The 16,070-nt window shown below is 68.2% G+C and carries 13 protein-coding genes; 4 read left to right on the top strand and 9 right to left on the bottom strand.

Annotated elements, in window-relative coordinates; all coding sequences use genetic code 11:
- Nucleotides 1-147 precede the first annotated feature (147 nt).
- Nucleotides 148-609, bottom strand: coding sequence for a ricin-type beta-trefoil lectin domain protein (locus OG904_RS01340; protein WP_405486457.1), 462 nt, complete (start codon nt 607-609; stop codon nt 148-150).
- Nucleotides 610-714: 105 nt separating this feature from the next.
- Nucleotides 715-2,349: a ricin-type beta-trefoil lectin domain protein gene (locus tag OG904_RS01345; protein WP_405486459.1), complete on the bottom strand. Its 1,635-nt coding sequence runs from the start codon at nt 2,347-2,349 to the stop codon at nt 715-717.
- Nucleotides 2,350-2,743: 394 nt separating this feature from the next.
- On the opposite strand from OG904_RS01345, the gene OG904_RS01350 reads away from it, so the two are divergent.
- Nucleotides 2,744-3,973 carry a DUF3472 domain-containing protein gene (locus tag OG904_RS01350; protein WP_405486461.1) on the top strand — a complete coding sequence of 410 codons (1,230 nt, stop codon included), beginning with the start codon at nt 2,744-2,746 and terminating at the stop codon, nt 3,971-3,973.
- A gap of 153 nt (nt 3,974-4,126) precedes the next feature.
- On the opposite strand, the gene OG904_RS01355 is transcribed toward OG904_RS01350, so the two are convergent.
- From OG904_RS01355 to OG904_RS01370, 4 genes are all read right to left on the bottom strand, one after another.
- Nucleotides 4,127-4,831, bottom strand: a complete 705-nt coding sequence (locus OG904_RS01355) for a M24 family metallopeptidase (protein WP_405486463.1) — start codon at nt 4,829-4,831, stop codon at nt 4,127-4,129.
- A 212-nt stretch (nt 4,832-5,043) separates the two neighbouring features.
- Nucleotides 5,044-5,436, bottom strand: a complete 393-nt coding sequence (locus OG904_RS01360) for an excalibur calcium-binding domain-containing protein (RefSeq protein WP_405486465.1) — start codon at nt 5,434-5,436, stop codon at nt 5,044-5,046.
- A gap of 4 nt (nt 5,437-5,440) precedes the next feature.
- Nucleotides 5,441-7,096 carry a prepilin-type N-terminal cleavage/methylation domain-containing protein gene (locus tag OG904_RS01365; protein WP_405486467.1) on the bottom strand — a complete coding sequence of 552 codons (1,656 nt, stop codon included), beginning with the start codon at nt 7,094-7,096 and terminating at the stop codon, nt 5,441-5,443.
- Entirely contained in the window at nt 7,093-7,689 is a 597-nt protein-coding gene (locus tag OG904_RS01370; protein ID WP_405486469.1) for a hypothetical protein, read from the bottom strand. The genes OG904_RS01365 and OG904_RS01370 overlap by 4 nt, the downstream gene beginning before the upstream one ends.
- Nucleotides 7,690-8,025: 336 nt before the next feature.
- Between OG904_RS01370 and OG904_RS01375 the strand changes: the two genes are divergently transcribed.
- Complete coding sequence (locus OG904_RS01375) at nt 8,026-9,255, top strand: hypothetical protein (protein WP_405486471.1); 1,230 nt, start codon at nt 8,026-8,028, stop codon at nt 9,253-9,255.
- A gap of 229 nt (nt 9,256-9,484) precedes the next feature.
- Nucleotides 9,485-11,473 carry an FG-GAP-like repeat-containing protein gene (locus OG904_RS01380; protein WP_405486473.1) on the top strand — a complete coding sequence of 663 codons (1,989 nt, stop codon included), beginning with the start codon at nt 9,485-9,487 and terminating at the stop codon, nt 11,471-11,473.
- A 153-nt stretch (nt 11,474-11,626) separates the two neighbouring features.
- Here OG904_RS01380 and OG904_RS01385 read toward each other — a convergent pair whose 3' ends face one another.
- The 3 genes from OG904_RS01385 to OG904_RS01395 all read right to left on the bottom strand — a co-directional run bounded on the left by OG904_RS01385 (nt 11,627) and on the right by OG904_RS01395 (nt 13,860).
- Complete coding sequence (locus OG904_RS01385) at nt 11,627-12,181, bottom strand: PadR family transcriptional regulator (protein WP_405486475.1); 555 nt, start codon at nt 12,179-12,181, stop codon at nt 11,627-11,629.
- 234 nt (nt 12,182-12,415) lie between these two features.
- Entirely contained in the window at nt 12,416-13,234 is an 819-nt protein-coding gene (locus OG904_RS01390; RefSeq protein ID WP_405486477.1) for a prepilin peptidase, read from the bottom strand.
- 287 nt (nt 13,235-13,521) lie between these two features.
- Complete coding sequence (locus OG904_RS01395; protein WP_405486479.1) at nt 13,522-13,860, bottom strand: type IV pilin protein; 339 nt, start codon at nt 13,858-13,860, stop codon at nt 13,522-13,524.
- A gap of 300 nt (nt 13,861-14,160) precedes the next feature.
- Here OG904_RS01395 and OG904_RS01400 point away from each other — a divergent pair, with 300 nt between their 5' ends.
- Complete coding sequence (locus OG904_RS01400; protein WP_405486481.1) at nt 14,161-16,020, top strand: GspE/PulE family protein; 1,860 nt, start codon at nt 14,161-14,163, stop codon at nt 16,018-16,020.
- Nucleotides 16,021-16,070 lie beyond the last annotated feature (50 nt).

Consider the following 16,070-nt stretch of genomic DNA (forward strand, 5'->3'; position numbering starts at 1 on the left):
TGGGTACGCCGACCGGTGCCGGCACCGGCACCGGCACCGCAAGGAGCCCCAGGGTCGAAGAGTCGAGCCTGAAGCGGCTCGCTCTGCAGCCCTGGGGCTTCGGTCCGTCGCACGGCCGGCGTCTCAAGCCGTACGTGTCCTGCGGGGTCAGGTCGGCAGGGTCCAGATCTGGCCGGACGGGTTGGTGGGGGTGGCCTTCTTGTAGCCGCAGTCCTCGAGTCCGACCTTGGTGCCGTTCGCGGGGTTGTTGCCCTCCGCACCGAGGCAGAGGCCGTTCACGCCGATGGCGAGGTAGCCGAGGGTGTTGTAGGTCCACTTCTGGTTGGGGTTCTTGGTGCAGGGCCACAACTGTTGCTGGGTGCCCGCGCCGTTGCCGTAGAAGTCGTCGAGGCAGTAGTTGCCCATGTGCAGGCTGCCGTCTCCGGGTGCCGTCCAGACCTGGGCACTGCTGCCCTGGCAGGCGCTGCTGACGACCTTGGTGCCGGCGGCGATGGGGCCGTTGGCGGTCAGGCAGTTCACGACCGCCTGGGTCCTCAGGTCCGCGGGGGTCGTCAGGACGTGGATCTCGCCGGTGGCCTGGGAAACGGGCAGCTGGGCGACCTGGTTCACCTGGCCGGAGGCGCAGGTCCAAGTGTCGAACCAGGTGCCGCTCAGACCGCCGTAGACGTCCAGGCAAAGGCCGTTGCCGGCGTTGGTCAGATTTCCGGTCTTGCTTTACGTCCACTTCTGGCCGGCGGAAGCGTCACAGGCGGCCAGCTTCACGGCGGCTCCCTCGCGGCCGGTGGAGGCGAGGCAGGAGGAGCCGTTGCGGATGGTGCCGTCGCCGGGCAGCGTCAGGCGCTGGCCGGCTGCGCCGGTGCAGGCGCCGACGGTGGCGGCGGTACCCGGCTTGCTGTCGGCCACCGTCACGCAGCCGGCCTTGGTGTTGATCGGTCCGGTGATGGGGATGGTGGCCGTGGTGGTACCGCAGCCGTAGGAGGCGCTGACGCGGTAGATCGCGGTGGCGTTGGCCGGCAGCGTGGCGCTGATGGCGGTCTTGGCGTTGTAGGTGGCGCTGGTGCCGGCCCACAGGTCCTTGACCGTGAAGGAGCAGCGGGACTGGGTGGTGTAGCCGAGCTGCGCGAGGGTGGTGGAGAGGGTCTGCTGGCTGCCGGAGTTGTTGAAGAGGGCGACGGCACGGTCGCCGTTGGCGAGCGGGCGGGAGAGCACGTCGGCGGTGGGGGTGCGCTTGACGACGGAGGCCGCGGCGCCGAGCCGGTCCTGGTCGATGGCGATGATGTCGGTGTTGCCCAGGATCGAGACGGTGGTGCTGTCCGTGAGCTTGTTCGCGTCGTTTGAGATGATCAGCGGGGAGGCCATCATCGACCAGAGGGCGAACTGGGTCTTCTGCTGGTCGAGAGTGAGGCTGTTGTCGCCCGCGAGCAGGAAGTCGGGGTCGTTCCAGGAGTTGGCCTGGGAGTATCGGGCCAGCGGCCAGTTGTAGTTGTAGTTGGTCTGCACGAAGCCCCAGCCGTCGCCCTCGCGGGTCCTGGGCGTCCACACGTAGCCGTCGTCGCCCTCGCGCCAGAGCTGGCCGGTCTGCTGGGAGTGCAGCAGGGCGCTGTACCAGTCGCTCTTGTTCTCGACCCCGATGTACACGTAGCCCGGCTCGGACTGGGAGTGGACCATCGGCCGTCCGGTGTCGGCGAGGGCCTTGCTCATCGCCGTATAGGCATCGACGTAGGCCTGCAGACGGGTCTTTCCCGCGGGGACGGTGACGTTGCAGCCGTCCATCTTGACGTAGTCCACGCCGTAGCGGGCGAAGAGCTTGGCGTCGGCGGCGAAGTGGCCCTCGCTGCCGGACTGGCCGGCGCAGGTGGCGAAGCCGGCATCGTTGTAGATGCCGTACTTGAGGCCCTTTGCGTGGATGTAGTCGCCCAGGGCCTTCATGCCGCTGGGGAACAGGTCCGTGTTGGTGCTCAGATCACCCTTGCTGTCACGCTTGTTGGTCATCCAGCAGTCGTCGATGTTGACGGACTTGTAGCCCTTGGCGGCCAGACCGCCGGAGACCAGGTTGTCCGCCACGGTACGGAAGAGCTGCTCGGATACGCCTTCGTGACCCGCGTAGGGATTGTCGGTCTTACAGCCGTAGTGCGCCCAGTTGTTCCAGCCCATGGGCGGGGTCCTGGCGAGGTCGGCGCCGTTCATCGCGGGCGGGAGCTGCGCGGGCGGCAGGCCGGGGGCCCAGGTGAGCGGCTCGGGCACGGTGCCCGCGGCGGCGAATCCACCAGCCGATGCGGCGGCAGCGGGACTCGTCGGGACAATCCCCTCCTCCGCCGCCGCGGGGCCGCCGGTAAGAACTGGCGTCACTCCGCAAACCGCGAGTGCAGCGGACGAAAGGAGAAGAGCCGATTTCCTCGCAACCATCCGCGGCGGTTGACCAGGTAGAATTTTTTTGGGCATGCTCTATGTCCTTCCAGCCCAGTGCATTACCGCGAAGGCTAACGAGTCCATCAACCCAGGCCGTATGGGACACGCCATTGGGCCCACTGGAACTGCCGAAAACATCCCTGGCCCGCCTGCCTATATGAACTGATCACAGCAGAGGCGGACCCCGTCGCCCGCACCGCCCTCGCCTCACTCGTTCGGCTCGATGTTGTTGACGATCACCGGGGTAATGAACTAAAGAATGATCCCGGCTCGTAATTCCGGGCGAATTTTCCACTAGTCGAAAGTGGGTACTGCTGCTGTGGAAAGTGCACGGGTGTTGGGGGCGATCATGCGCGCGGGGGTGTGCGCGGCTTTCGCCGGGGCCGTGAGCCTTGGCGGGCTGGCAGTCTCACCTTCGAATGCTGCGGCTACGCAGATTACGGCGGAAGCGAAAGCGGCGGCCGGGGCGCACACGATGGATGAGCACGGGGCGTCTGCGGGGCGAGAGCAGCGAGTCGTCGCCGGCGGCATGGCCTCGATTTCCCGATCGTGGCCGAGCAAGGAAGGCGGCTACGACGACTTCGAGACCTCCATCACGATTACCAAGAGCCCCGGCTACAACGGCCGTACGTACTGGGCACACCAGTGGGACTATTCCGGTGGTGGCGAGGGTGGCTACGTCGGACTGCAAAGCTTGAACGGCGACGACCATGCCATCAATTTCTCCATTTGGGGAGCCTCGGGCTGGAGCGACGCCGGCAGCAAGACCAACTGTGCCTTCTTCGGCCACGAAGGCAGCGGTGTGCAGTGTCAGGCCAGCTATGCCTGGCGAGAAGGCGTCACATACCGGATCAAGATTGCCAGGTCCGGTACCAACGGCTGGCAGGCGTCCGTCAGGGACACCCGTACCGGCATCTCCACCACCGTGGCGACCATCGTGCTCCCGGAAGATCGCGGCGGGCTTCAGGGTCTGTCGGAGTGGGTGGAGAACTTCGCCCAGGGAAGCGATCAGCCGACCAGTTGTACACAAGTGCCCCCGGCGACCGCGGTCTACGGCCAGCCTACGGCGAACGGCGGCACGGTCAGGACGAGCAGCAGCTCGGCCTATACGTACGGGGACTGCGCCTCGATCGCCAAGTCCGTCTGCACGACGGATCAAGTGTGCACGCTCACCGTGAATCAAGGTGCGCTGCCGAAACGGCGGAAGCTGCTGAACCTCCACAGCGGCTACTGCCTGGATCTGCTGGGCGGTGGAGCCAACGCCGGACTCTGGCACTGCACCAGCAACCCGAATCAGATCCTCACCCAGGATGTCAACTATCGGTTGACCATTGCCGACAAGGCCGGCCTGTGCCTCATGGCTGCCACCGGTGACTCGGTGAAATCCGCCACCTGCAACAACAGCGCCACCCAGCAGTGGATGTACATGCCGCAGAGTCACGCATACTTCAACGCCGGGACAGGCAAATGCCTGGACCCGCTCCGGAACGCCGCGTTGAGTGCGCCCCTCCGGGTCTACAACTGCCTGGGCAACGGTTTCCAGCAGTGGCAAGCCATCCCCTGATGGGAGTGCGGGTCGCAGCACGAGCGGGACTCTGAAGATCCGCCGCCTGATTTCCCCCGCACCACGTCTGAGGGCCCCGCACCGACAGGTGCGGGGCCCTCAGACGTGGTGGAGCCGCCGGGCCGAGCGGTCATCGGGCAATGCGGCCCGGGGTCACACCAGGTCGAGGAGTTGTGTGAACGAGCCGCCGAAACCGCTGTAGTCGTCGACCAGGCGTATCTCCAGGATCCAGTGCGCCCTCCACCCGCCTTCGGCGGTGCGACGGAGCGGCTCGTCGTTGTCCGGACCGATGAAGGAACAGGGCTCCGGGTCGGATCCGCCCACAGCCGGGGCCTGCCCGCACAGCCGGCCCACCTGCCACGTGCCCAGGCTCCATCCCGCCTTGCCGGCCAGGGCCCGCACCTCGGCGTGCAGCTGCCTGCCGGTGATGTCGTCCTGTCCGAGAAACGTTTCGCGGGCCGCCGCGCCCACCTTGGCCAGGTCCTCGACGAGCCGGCGCCTGCCCGGGTCGTCGCCGAGGACGACCGTGCGGGCGAAATCCGTCTCGTGCCCGGCGAAGAGCGGGCCGAGATCGACCACGACGATGTCGTCCACCCCGATCACGCGGTCCGGTGGTCCCTGACCGTACGGAAGCACGGTGTGCGGCCCCGAGCGGACAAGACGGTCAGGCCAACCCACGGCGGTGCCGAAGACCTCCCCCGCCACGTCCCAGATCCGGTCGTCCACCTCGCACTCCGTGCTACCGGGCACGATCAGACCGCCCTCGACCACCTCGGCCAGCACGGCCTGAGCCATCCGCTGCCCCTCCACCAGCCTCAAGGCCCGCAGACGCTCGTCCATCCGGTCGGGTACCGCCATCGTGCCGCTCCTCTTCCTGCCGCTCTCTTCGGGCGAAGGCGCACGGCCCCGTGCTCCCGCAGCCCTCACCCGCATGCGCCGACGGGACGGAACCCAACGCGGCGCGCTGGAACAACGGAGAGCCAGCAGCAGTCAACACGCCGGGCCCCGGAAAGCGCAGTGGTTGCCCCACCAGTTCCCACGCCCGGAAAGGGACCACGACCTGGTGATACCTATGAACCCGTCGGCGTCGGCTTGATCGGCTCGACGATCGGCGCGCCGTCCACGTCGGTCATGAAGTCGCGGTGGGCCGGCTTCTTGTCCGCCGGCCCGGGGAGGTTCGGGCACGCGATGCCGTCGCCGTCCCGGTCGAGTCCGTTCGGGTCGAGTGCGTCCGCCCGCAGCACCGCTTGCGCGTCGGCCTGGGCCTTGAACGCGTCGCAGTCGACCACATGCCCCTTGCGCACGTACGGAGCGACGTCGAACGTGCGCTCCGGGGGTTCACTTCCGGCACAGGCGGTCAGCATGATCGCCGCGATCACACCGACCGCCGCGACGGAGGTACGACGACCCGGTCGCAGCCGGTGATCCCGGCCCTTGTGGATGTTGCGTGACTGGTCTGGCATGGTCCTAGACCGATCCTGTCCGGAACACCGCGACCTTTTTGTTCGCCGGGTCGACCGCGTACAACTTCGCCGTGGTGTTGTTCACGGCCAGCGCGGCGAAGTGGCTGGGCGTGCCGAGCTGAGCTTGCGTCAGCATCGTGGTGCCGTCGGCCACCGCGAGGCCGCCCGGCGTGGTGGCCGCGCCGGTTTTGGGGTCGCTCTTGAACAGTTGTGCGACGAAGACCCTGTTGAAGTTCTTCAGCACGGCGACCTTGTGCGCTGTGTTCCCGGTGGCATTCGACATTGTGCAGACTGATGCCTGCGCCGTGACCGTCGTCCCGACGATTCGGCTGATGCGGCCCGGCGAACTGCCGCATTGCGCTGCGGCTCCACCGTTGGAGAGGACGTAGACCGACGCTGCCGCGGCGTTGTAGACCGCGGACTGGGGAATGTAGGCCGGTCCCGCCGGGTCGTCGATCGCCGTTGAAACATCGTTGCTGGGGTCGATGGCGATCGTTGTCGCGACGGCTTTCCATTCGTCCTCGGGCCTCGCCGGGTCCGGCGCGCACCTCCTGGCAAGGAGGTAGACGAGGTTGCGGTTCGGATCGATGACGGTGCTGCCACGGACGCTGTTGGCCTGGAGGGCGTTTCCGGGGGTGAAGCAGTCTGATTTCGTCGGGAAGTCCACTACGAGCCTGGCCTTGTGGGTCTGCGACGAGATGGCGAACAGACCGATGTTGGGGCTCGTGCTGGTACCCAGTTTTGCGAGGTACACCGCGTGGCGCGCGGGGTCAAAGGAGAAGTCCATGCCGTTGGTCGCGCTCACGATTCCCGCAGCGGGCAGTGGGATCTGCGTCGCCGACGAGCTGCCGGCCGCGATGTAGGCGACCATCGAGGTGTTTCCAGCACCGCCACCGACGTAGACGTCGCCGTTCTCGGGAGAGACGGCCAGGCCGGCGACGGTGGTCGTGAAGTCGTTGACGTAGGTCACTTGATTGCCGTTGGCCGTGTCGATGATCGCGACGCCGCCCGTACCCCCGACGTAGACCTGCCCCGTGCCGGGGTTGACCGCGATCCGGGTCGGGTTCGACACAGCGCTGGGGACGTTGATCGGAGTACCGATCGGTTCGTCGGTCTTGCCGTCGATCACGGTCACGCCAAGGCTGGACACGACGTACACGCGATTGGCCTTCTCATCGACCGCGAGGTCGGTCGGATTCGCGCCCACCGGGATCGCGGCCGCCGCGCGCTCCGTTGGTGAGGTGTCATACAGCGTGAACGACGATTTTTCGCCTCGGCCGCACTTGTTCTCCTCGCCGACCGCCACCATGTTGTAGACCGGTTCGCCGGCCAGCAGCCCGTCAGCTTTCAGATCATCGACTGTCCCATAGTGTCCGTGCTTCGCGCAGTAGGACTCTTCCGCTGTTCGCAGGGTCGCCGCGTCCGCGGCGACCGCGCTCTTGCGGCCCTTGTCGCCGACGCCCCTGACCGAGAACACCACGATGGCGGCGAGGACGCCCAGGATCACGATGACCACGAGCAACTCGATGAGCGTGAAGCCGTCCTGGCGTCTGGCACGCAAGGGGAACGGGCGATGATGCGGTGTCATGACAGTCGGGGCTTCCTTCGATCGATGGGTCACGTCCAGCCCGAGCGCACGCGCGAGCCCTTGCCGCGTCACGGTGTTCCCCGTCGCACGGGCTTGACGTCCTTGGGTCCCGGCAGGTCCGGGCACGCGATGCCCTTCCCACCGCCGTCAAGGTGGTTCGGGTCGGCCGGCGCGAAGCGCAGGACGGCCTGCGCGTCCGCTTGGCTGGCGAAGTCCGGGCAGTCGTAGGCGTCATTGCCGTAGCGCAGGAAGTAGCGAACGTCGAAGGCTCGATCCGGCTGCGGGCAGATCGCGCTACGGGTTTCGCCAGGACCGCACTTGAACTGCCGTGCGATCTCGGCAACCGGTTTCGTGTCGCGCGGTTCCGGCAATCCGCGACAGGCGACGCCGCCTCCGTCATCAAGGCGATTCGGATCGCCGGGGTCGGCCCGCAGCACCGCCTGGGCATCCGCCTGACTGGCGAAGTTGATGCACTTGAAGGCGTCGCCGTGAGTGGCGTATCCCTTTGCGTCGAACGCCTTGTTGTTCGGGCAGAGCGCGGTGCGCGGGGTGCCCGGCGTGCACCACTCGCGGTCTGGCCTCTGGGCTCGGGCGGCCGTATCCGACCCGCCGCGTACGAACACCACAACGACCAGCGCCACCGCAACCAGCGCGAGAACCAGCACACCCCGCCTGATCGCGCGCGAGCGCGACGGTCTGCTCAACACTGCCATTCCACGCCTCTGCCCATCGTGCCGCCGACCCCTTTCCTGCGTCCTGCAGTGGACCGACGGCACTCTCCCGGCAGGCCAGTTGCAGTTTGGATACGTGCATTAGATCCACGGCAAGCACGGTTGTCAATCATTGACTACTGGGTTCTCGCATGAGCACCATCTAGGCGCGTGCGGCACATTCATGCCAGAAACCTGGCAGATGCCCAGGTGTTCCCGACAATTACCTGGCCTCGCCAGCAGGGCGCCCGTCCGGCGGCCGCCGCCTATCAGATCGACTAGGAGTAGCAGATGCAAATTAGGTTCAGCCGCGCTCGAGGCGGTCCGCACTCCGGCCGCACCGCGATGCGCCGGGTACGGAACGTGTTCGCGGCGGGTGCCCTCGCCACGGCACTGATCGCCGCCGCGGCACCGGCAGCGTTCGCGACGACGGGTTCGCAGGTCGGCATCGCGAACAACATGTATCCCGCCCTGAAGGACATGAAGGGCTCGATCGAGTCGCTTGAGTCGTTCACACCGTTCACGGCGAACGCCGCATCGCAGATCGGCGGGTTCTGGAACAAGCCGGCGATCGATACGTCGACGATGCGGGGCATCACTTCGGGAAGCCTGCGCCAGCAGTTGAAGAGCGCCGGCCCCTACACCACATGCAATCCCTCCTCTTCGAACAACTGCGTCAACGGGCCGTTGCACATCGACGCGTTCCTGTCGGCGGACGAGGCCAACGTGGACGCCGTCATCCCGACCTCGGATGGCGGGACGTGCACGGCGAGCGGGAGCGTCGAGTGCAACGGCGACTACCTGAGCAAGTACCCGGTGGCGATCGGGCGCCTGGCGATCTACAGCTGTAACGGCAGCTGGGCGGGCTCGACCAAGGGTGATGACCCGTCCAACGCCGGAAGTCCGCCGCTGGCGTTCGGCGCGGACGCCAACGGCAGCGGTAACGGCAAGGCTCAGTCGCCCCGCTGTGACGCATCACCGATCTCCGGCGGCGCGCCCACGACGATCTCGGGAGTGGTGAGCTGGCTGGCGACGAGTGGGCGCCGGATCGCGGTCGCCGACCCGGCTTCCGCGCCGTTCGGTGCGGCGTCCAAGCAGGCGCTGGTACAGAACGGGTTCACTTGGACCGACAGCGGGGCCGGCCAGAACGTGTTCCGGGGAAGCGCGTGCGACAGCGCGGGTACGGCGTGCAAGGTGCGCCTGGAATCAGGGATCAGCCAGGTACGTGGCGCGGTGACGGCGAACGCCGGCGGGAACACCCAGCTCGGTCTTGTCGCGAAGTCGAACATCGCGAACGTGAGCTGGACGTCGAGTTCGCTGAACGGCACCACGGCCAATGATCCGAACACCTGGACCGATGTCAATCCGAGCACGTACTCCGGCTACGGACCCATCAAGCAGTTCGGCGTCGCACTGAACGGCGGCAACACCGGCGCAGCCGCCGCCTGGAACGACCTGTTCAACAACCAGTGGGACATCGACGGAAACATCCAGTCGACCCTCTCCGCCTACGGCTACTAGGCGATCCGGAACGCTGGGCAACGGACCGTCGGCCGGGCGAACATCGCCCGGCCGACGGTCCCGGCTCGACGACCCTCGTCGGCGGCTCCACTGCCCATCGACGGCAGAACCGCCGGAACACGCGTCCCGGCGGGCCGCATGACGCGCATCGCGTACGCCGCCCGAGTCGTCAATGGCCGAAGCCTGCCACCCATTCCTCTTCATCAGGCCCTTAGGAGGGTCCTCACCCATGCACAGATCACCACGTCCGCACCTCACGCCGGACGGCCACTCGGTCGCGGTCACGCGCCGTCGGCGACTGCGAGTTCCGATGCTCGTCTTCGCGGTGGCGACCGTCATGATGGCCGCCACCCCGGCCTCGGCGACCGGCACCAACACGACCGGCTTCGGGACCGCGACGAACCTCGACGACAACGGCCGGGGCAGCTCCGCCGTCGCGATCGGCGATCTCAACGACGACGGGACGCCGGACCTCGTGACGGCGATCCGCACCGAGGGCCTCGGCGTGTTCCTCGGTTCGGGCGGCGGCAGCTTCGGCGCCGTGACGAAGTACTCTGCGCCGCTCACCGGGACGAGCCTCTTTCTCAACTCGGCGGAGATCCGCGACGTCAACGGCGACGGCCACAAGGACGTCATCAGCCAGGACGCACGCGGCAACGTCGCCCTGGTCTGGCTCGGCGACGGCTCCGGCGCTCTCGGCGCCGGAGCGGCGGTGCAACTCAACCCGACGCCCGGGTGCGACACCACGGGCGACAACCCGTGTGTCGTACGCTTCCCGACCGGCGTCACCGTGGGCGACTTCGACGAGGACGGCAAGCCGGATCTCGCGACGTCCAACGCGAACACGAACAACGTCGCGGTCGTGCTCGGCAACGGGGACGGCACGTTCGGCGCGGTGACGCGCTTCGGACTGAACGGCGGTACCGGCCCGCAGGGCATCGGAGCCGCCGATCTCAACGGCGACGGCCATCTGGATCTCGTCACGTCGAACTCGTCGACCGGCACGCTCTCCGCCCTGCTGGGCGACGGACACGGGGGCTTCGGCACGGCGTCGAGCGTCTCGGCCGGTGTGACATTTCCGTCCAAGCTCAAGCTCGCCGACGTCAACGAGGACGGCAAGCAGGACGCCGTCATCGTGGCGCCCGGCACGCCGGGGCGCGTCGCCGTCCTGCTCGGCGATGGCGCGGGCGGCTTCGGCACCGCCAGCCTCCTGTCCGGGGGGTCGAACCTCACCTCCGCGTCGGTGTCCGACCTGAACGGCGACGGCCACGTCGACCTGGTCGTCTCCAGCTCCGGCTCGAGCGAGGTCGTCGTGTTCGAGGGCGATGGCACGGGTCTGTTCGGCAGTCCGCTCGCCTTCGGGCTGGGCGGCGGTAGCAACCCGTACGCCGCAGCGGTGGCCGACCTCAACGGCGACGGTCGTCCCGATGTCGTCACGGCCAACAGCAACAGCTCGGCGACGTTCGTCAAGGACGCGTCGGTGCTGCTCAACGCGACGAACCGGACGCCGACGGCCGCGAACGACCCGTACGGCCACGTCGGAGCGGACACCCCGCTCGTCGTCGGCGCTCCCGGTGTCCTCGGCAACGACACGGATCCCGACGGCAACACGCTGACGGCGTCGCTCGTCACCGGGCCGACGCACGGCACCCTCACGCTCGACACCGACGGCTCGTTCAGCTACCAGCCCGCCGGCGCCTACGTCGGGAGCGACAGCTTCACGTACAAGGCGACTGACGGCACGGTCGACTCGAACGTCGCGACCGTGACCATCAGCGTCTCGGCCGGCTGCCACGGTCTCGGCGCCACGATCACCGGCAACGGGATCGTCAACGGCACGAGCGGCTCCGACGTGATCGTGACCGGCAACGGGAACGACGCTGTCAGCGGCAACGGCGGCGACGACACGATCTGCACGTTCGGTGGAAACGACGCCGTGTCGGGCGGCAGCGGCAACGACTACGTCGACGGCGGTGACGGCAACGACGCCATCAGCGGCGGCAGCGGCAACGACGTCGTCCAGGGCGGGGCCGGCGACGACGCGCTCTCCGGTGGCTCCGGCAACGACACCGTGGTCGGTGGCGCCGGCAGCGACACCCTCTCCGGCGGCAGTGACACGGACGTCTGCGCCGGCGACGCCAACGGCGGTGCGACGCTCCCGGGCACGGATGCGATCGCGTCCGGCGGCTCCTGCGAGACCGTCGTCGAGGTGCCGTAGGCGACGAGCCGTTTCCGGCGGCCTTCCATGAGACGTTGACGTGCGAGGCGGGCTCGGCGATCGCGATGATGCGATCGCCGAGCCCGTCTCGCCGGCACAGGCGCATCGTTGGGACCCGTGGATACCGAGGGGTGGATGACCACGAGCGTGACGTCAGCCGGTCTTGACGGCCGGTCGCGTCGAGTCGACGTCCACGGCGTCGAGGAACCGGCGTGCGGCGCGGACGTGTTCCAGCCGCCAGGCGTAGATCGCGCGGGGAAGGTAGTCACCGACGTGCTCCTTGGCGCGCAGCGACTCCTCGATCTCGTCGATGACGACCCGCTGACGCTCGACCAGGCGAGCCGGGCTGGTATCGCGGCGCCGGAGCAGCAGAAGCTTGCACGTGAGATCGGCGCGGACATCGAACAGGCCGGTCACGGGTTCGCTGAGCCACCGGCTGACCGTCGTCTTCGCAGAGCGGGTGGCGGCGTAGATCATGCGCTGCGGTCCGCGGTTGCCTTCCTCGGCGCCGACCGCCGTGATCAGTCCGCGCTCGACCAGCCGCGTGATCGACCGGTAGACCATGGGTCGCGAGATGTACCAGAACTCACCGATTTCCGCGCCCTCCGCGGTGAGGGTTGCGATGGCGAAGCCGTGGCTGGGTCGTTCGGCCATGACTGCGAGCACAATCCACTCGGCCAGCGGCAGATCAAGATCAGGTTGCTTCATGGTGACTAGGGTAAGGAGCGTCGATGGTATTTGCGATGCCGACCAAGCCCGGAGCAAAAAAGGCCGGCACAGGGACGGGATGCCGGGAGAACACGGCGATCGGTCCGGCAGGCGGTCGCGCGATGGAACAGTCTGCGGTGCCCCGGCGGCTCGTGGCGCCGTAGGCCCGGAAGCGGCGTTGCGGGTCCGCCGACGACCGGCCCGCGACTGGCGTCCGGCCCGGGTGGTGATGGGTCAGTGGCGGACCGCTGTGAGCGGCGCACCCATCGCGTACGGGTCACTCACGCCCTCGTACCAGTGGACGACCGGAGCGCCGACGAGGATGGCGGCGATGGCGCCGGCGGCGAGGAACACGCCGAAGGGCAGGCGGGTATGGCGGGTCGCTCGCCCCGCCGCCATGAGCGCGATGGCCACCAGCAACCCGGCGACGCAGCCGGCGAGCAGCGCGAAGACGAGATACCACGGACCGAGCCAGCCCAGCCCGGTGCCGAGCAAGCCGGCCAGGCGTACGTCGCCGAATCCGAGCCAGGCCGGCCGCACCCAGTGCAGGGCGAAGAAGACGGCGAAGCCGCCCACTCCGCATGCCGCGGTCACGCCGAGCCGGTGCCACTGGCCGGTGGCCGCCGCGGCCGCGAGCAGACAAGCGGCGGTGAGCCCGAGAGTCGGGTAGATGAGCCGCCGAGGCAGCAGGAACAGTTCGGCATCGCAGGTGGCCAGGGCCAGCAGCCCCGCGGTGAAGACCAGTGCGGCCGGTAGCACTTCCGACCAGCCGAAGCGCAGGGCCTCGGCGACGAACAGGAGCGCGGTGAGCGCCTCGATGAGCGGGTAACGCGCGGGGATCGGAACCCGGCAGGCGCGGCAGCGCCGGCCCAGCAGGAGCCAGGACACGATGGGGATGTTGTCCCGGGCCGCGATCGGCGTGGCGCATCGCGGGCAGGCGGAGCGGGGCCGCACGACCGATTGGCCGGCCGGCACTCGGGAAACGGCGACGTTGAGGAACGACCCCACCGCGAGCCCCAGCAAACCGATAATCACGATAAATGTGGATGGCATGGCCGCAATGGTGCCGTACCCTGCGAGCCTGTCGATACCGGCACGATCCGGGTGGTCCAGACCGGCACTCCAGGGTTCTGCGACCCTCACCGCGACCGACCTCACCGTCCGCAAGGCGGCTCAGGCCTACGGCAATTCCGGCGATGCCGGCGATGCCGGCGATGCCGCAGGCCGGAGGCCGGAGGCCGGAGGCCGCCGGCCGTGGTTCGCCAGGTGGCGCTCCCGATGCCACCTGGCCAACTCGACCGCTGACGACCGCCCGCCGGCGACGTCCGGTGAGACTCCCCCTATATCGCGGCGCAGGGGTTTGCCGGGCTGCCCACAGGTGCGTCGATCGCCTTGATGGTGTACGTGGTGGCGGTCGCGGTGACCTCGTACCAGATGGAGCGGGTGGACAGGAAGCCGGCGGTCACCAGCTCGTCCACGGTGCCGTACTTGTTGCCCCCGGCGAAGTACGCCTCTTCCGCAGTCTGGATCGTGGACTTGTCGGTCTTACACGCCGACCCCTGGCCCTTGTCGTTGATGCCGCGGACGGAGAAGACGACGATGGCGGACAGGATGCCGAGGATCACGATGACCACGAGAAGCTCGATGAGCGTGAAGCCGGCTTCCGCCGTCTCGTTCATCGCACGCATTCGCTGGCGCGACTTGCCTTGCAGGTATGTGAACATCTTTCTCCATCTACGGCGACCGGTTCAGCAGAACCGAGCACTAGTAACAGCCTGATTAATCAGCGGCAGACTACTGAGCAGGCACTGGACTTACAAGGGGCGACTCCGGCGAGCGCAGCCAATCCGGGCAGGTCGGATGTCGGTACATGGAGTGCTGTAGTATCCGGCTGACTAATCAGCGGCTGACAGTACTGCGGATGCACTCGCGGCGAATGATCGACCGCTCTTTCTGGATGCGCGAAAGGGGTGGGTTCCTTGGCGAATCGCTGGCTTCTCCAGCGCCGCGCGGCGACGACTAGCCCTGCGGGCGAGGACGGCACCCTGCCCGCGGGAGCGGGGGGCCCGGCGCCGTCTCCGGTCCCGGCGGGCGACCAGGTCCCGGCGGACGAACCGGTCCGGGACGCGACGTCCGGCGTGCGGCGGTCGTCGCCCGCAGGACGGAAGCGGCCGCGCATCGGGGAACTGCTGGTGCAGCGCGGGCTGCTCGCCCCGGGGCAGGTGGACGAGGCACTCCTGCAGCAGTCGGCCTCGGGCAAGCGACTCGGCGCCCTGCTGGTGGAACTCGGCATGGTCGACGAGCGGTCACTGATCGAGGCGCTGTCGGTTCAACTCGGTGTCCCCGTCGCCGACCTGCGCCAGAGCGAACCCGATCCCGAGGCGGCCGCCCGGGTGCCGGAGGCGCTGGCCCGCTCGCTGGGCGTCGTCGCGGTACGGCGGGCCGAAGGCACGCTGCTGATCGCGGCGGGCGACCCGGGTGACCCGCGCGTGCTCGAGGAGGTCGGCCGGGCCGTCGCGCCGGATCGGGTGCAGTTGGCGATCGCGGTTCCCTCGGACATCCGGCGATCGATCGACAGCGCCTACCGGGCGTTGGCCGGCGCCGGCAGCCTGGTCGAGGCCTTCGAGGCGACCGAGACCGGCCGGGGCGCCACCTCCGGGGCCAGGGTGGTGAGCGAGGACGCACCGGTCGTGCACCTGGTCAACCTCATGCTGACCCAGGGCCTGCGCGACCGGGCTTCGGACATCCACATCGAACCGCATGCCGACCGGGTCCGGGTCCGGTACCGCATCGACGGCGCGCTGCATGACGTGCTGAGCCTGCCGGAGAGCATGGGCCCGTCCGTGGTCAGCCGGATCAAGATCATGGCCAACATGAACATCGTCGACCGGCGGCGCCCGCAGGACGGGCAGATCGCCACTGAGATCGACGGCAGGTCGGTCGACATCCGGGTCGCGACCACTTCCACCATCTGGGGCGAGAAGGCGGTACTGCGGCTGCTCGACAGCAACCGCACACTGTTGCGGCTGGCCGAGCTCGGCATGCCCGCCGCGACCCACGAACGGTTCTCGTCCCTGCTGCGCTCCCCGTACGGCATGGTCGCTTGCGGGGGACCGACCGGCAGCGGCAAGACGACCACCCTGTACGCCACGCTCGGTGAACTGAACCAGAGCGAGCGCAACATCACCACCATCGAAGACCCGGTGGAGTACGTGGTCCCGTCGGTCAACCAGATCCAGATCAACGAACAGGCGGGCGTCTCGTTCGCGACCGGGCTGCGCTCGATCCTCCGGCAGGACCCCGACGTGATCCTGGTCGGCGAGATCCGGGACGCCGAGACGGCGCGGATCGCGGTCGAGTCCGCTCTCACCGGCCACTTCGTGCTGTCGTCCATCCACGCCGCCGACGCCTGCTCCGCGCTGCACCGGTTCGTCGACATGGGCATCGAGCCGTTCCTGATCACCTCCACGGTCGCCGGGGTGGTCAGCCAGCGACTGGTGCGGCGGATCTGCGATCAGTGCCGCGAGCCCTACCGGCCGGGGTTGGACGAACTGGCCTTCTTCGCGCAGGCCGGCGGATCGACCGACACCGGGTTCTGGCAGGGCCGGGGCTGCAACTTCTGCTCCCGGACCGGCTACCAGGAGCGGATCGGCGTCTTCGAACTGCTCGTGATGACCGACGCGGTCAAGCGGCTGCTCGTCGAGAAGGCTCCGATGAACAGCCTGCGTAAGGCCGCCCGCGAGCAGCACATGGACAGCCTCCTGGACGGAGGCGTCCGTCTGGTGGAGGAGGGGGTCACGACCATCGCCGAGATCATGTCCAGCGTGTACGTGGTCTAGGCCGTCTCTTCCGGATCTTGCCGGACCCGCCGGATGCCGCACCCGAACAC

Origin of the sequence: Streptomyces sp. NBC_00096, from assembly GCF_045041305.1 — a bacterium.
GTDB lineage: Bacteria > Actinomycetota > Actinomycetes > Streptomycetales > Streptomycetaceae > Streptomyces.

Excerpts from the sequence above, each read along its gene's own strand:
- OG904_RS01355 (WP_405486463.1), bottom strand. The coding sequence starts at position 4,831 with ATGGCGGTACCCGACCGGATGGACGAGCGTCTGCGGGCCTTGAGGCTG.
- OG904_RS01360 (WP_405486465.1), bottom strand. The coding sequence starts at position 5,436 with ATGCCAGACCAGTCACGCAACATCCACAAGGGCCGGGATCACCGGCTG.
- OG904_RS01375 (WP_405486471.1), top strand. The coding sequence starts at position 8,026 with ATGCAAATTAGGTTCAGCCGCGCTCGAGGCGGTCCGCACTCCGGCCGC.
- OG904_RS01380 (WP_405486473.1), top strand. The coding sequence starts at position 9,485 with ATGCACAGATCACCACGTCCGCACCTCACGCCGGACGGCCACTCGGTC.
- OG904_RS01385 (WP_405486475.1), bottom strand. The coding sequence starts at position 12,181 with ATGAAGCAACCTGATCTTGATCTGCCGCTGGCCGAGTGGATTGTGCTC.
- OG904_RS01390 (WP_405486477.1), bottom strand. The coding sequence starts at position 13,234 with ATGCCATCCACATTTATCGTGATTATCGGTTTGCTGGGGCTCGCGGTG.
- OG904_RS01395 (WP_405486479.1), bottom strand. The coding sequence starts at position 13,860 with ATGAACGAGACGGCGGAAGCCGGCTTCACGCTCATCGAGCTTCTCGTG.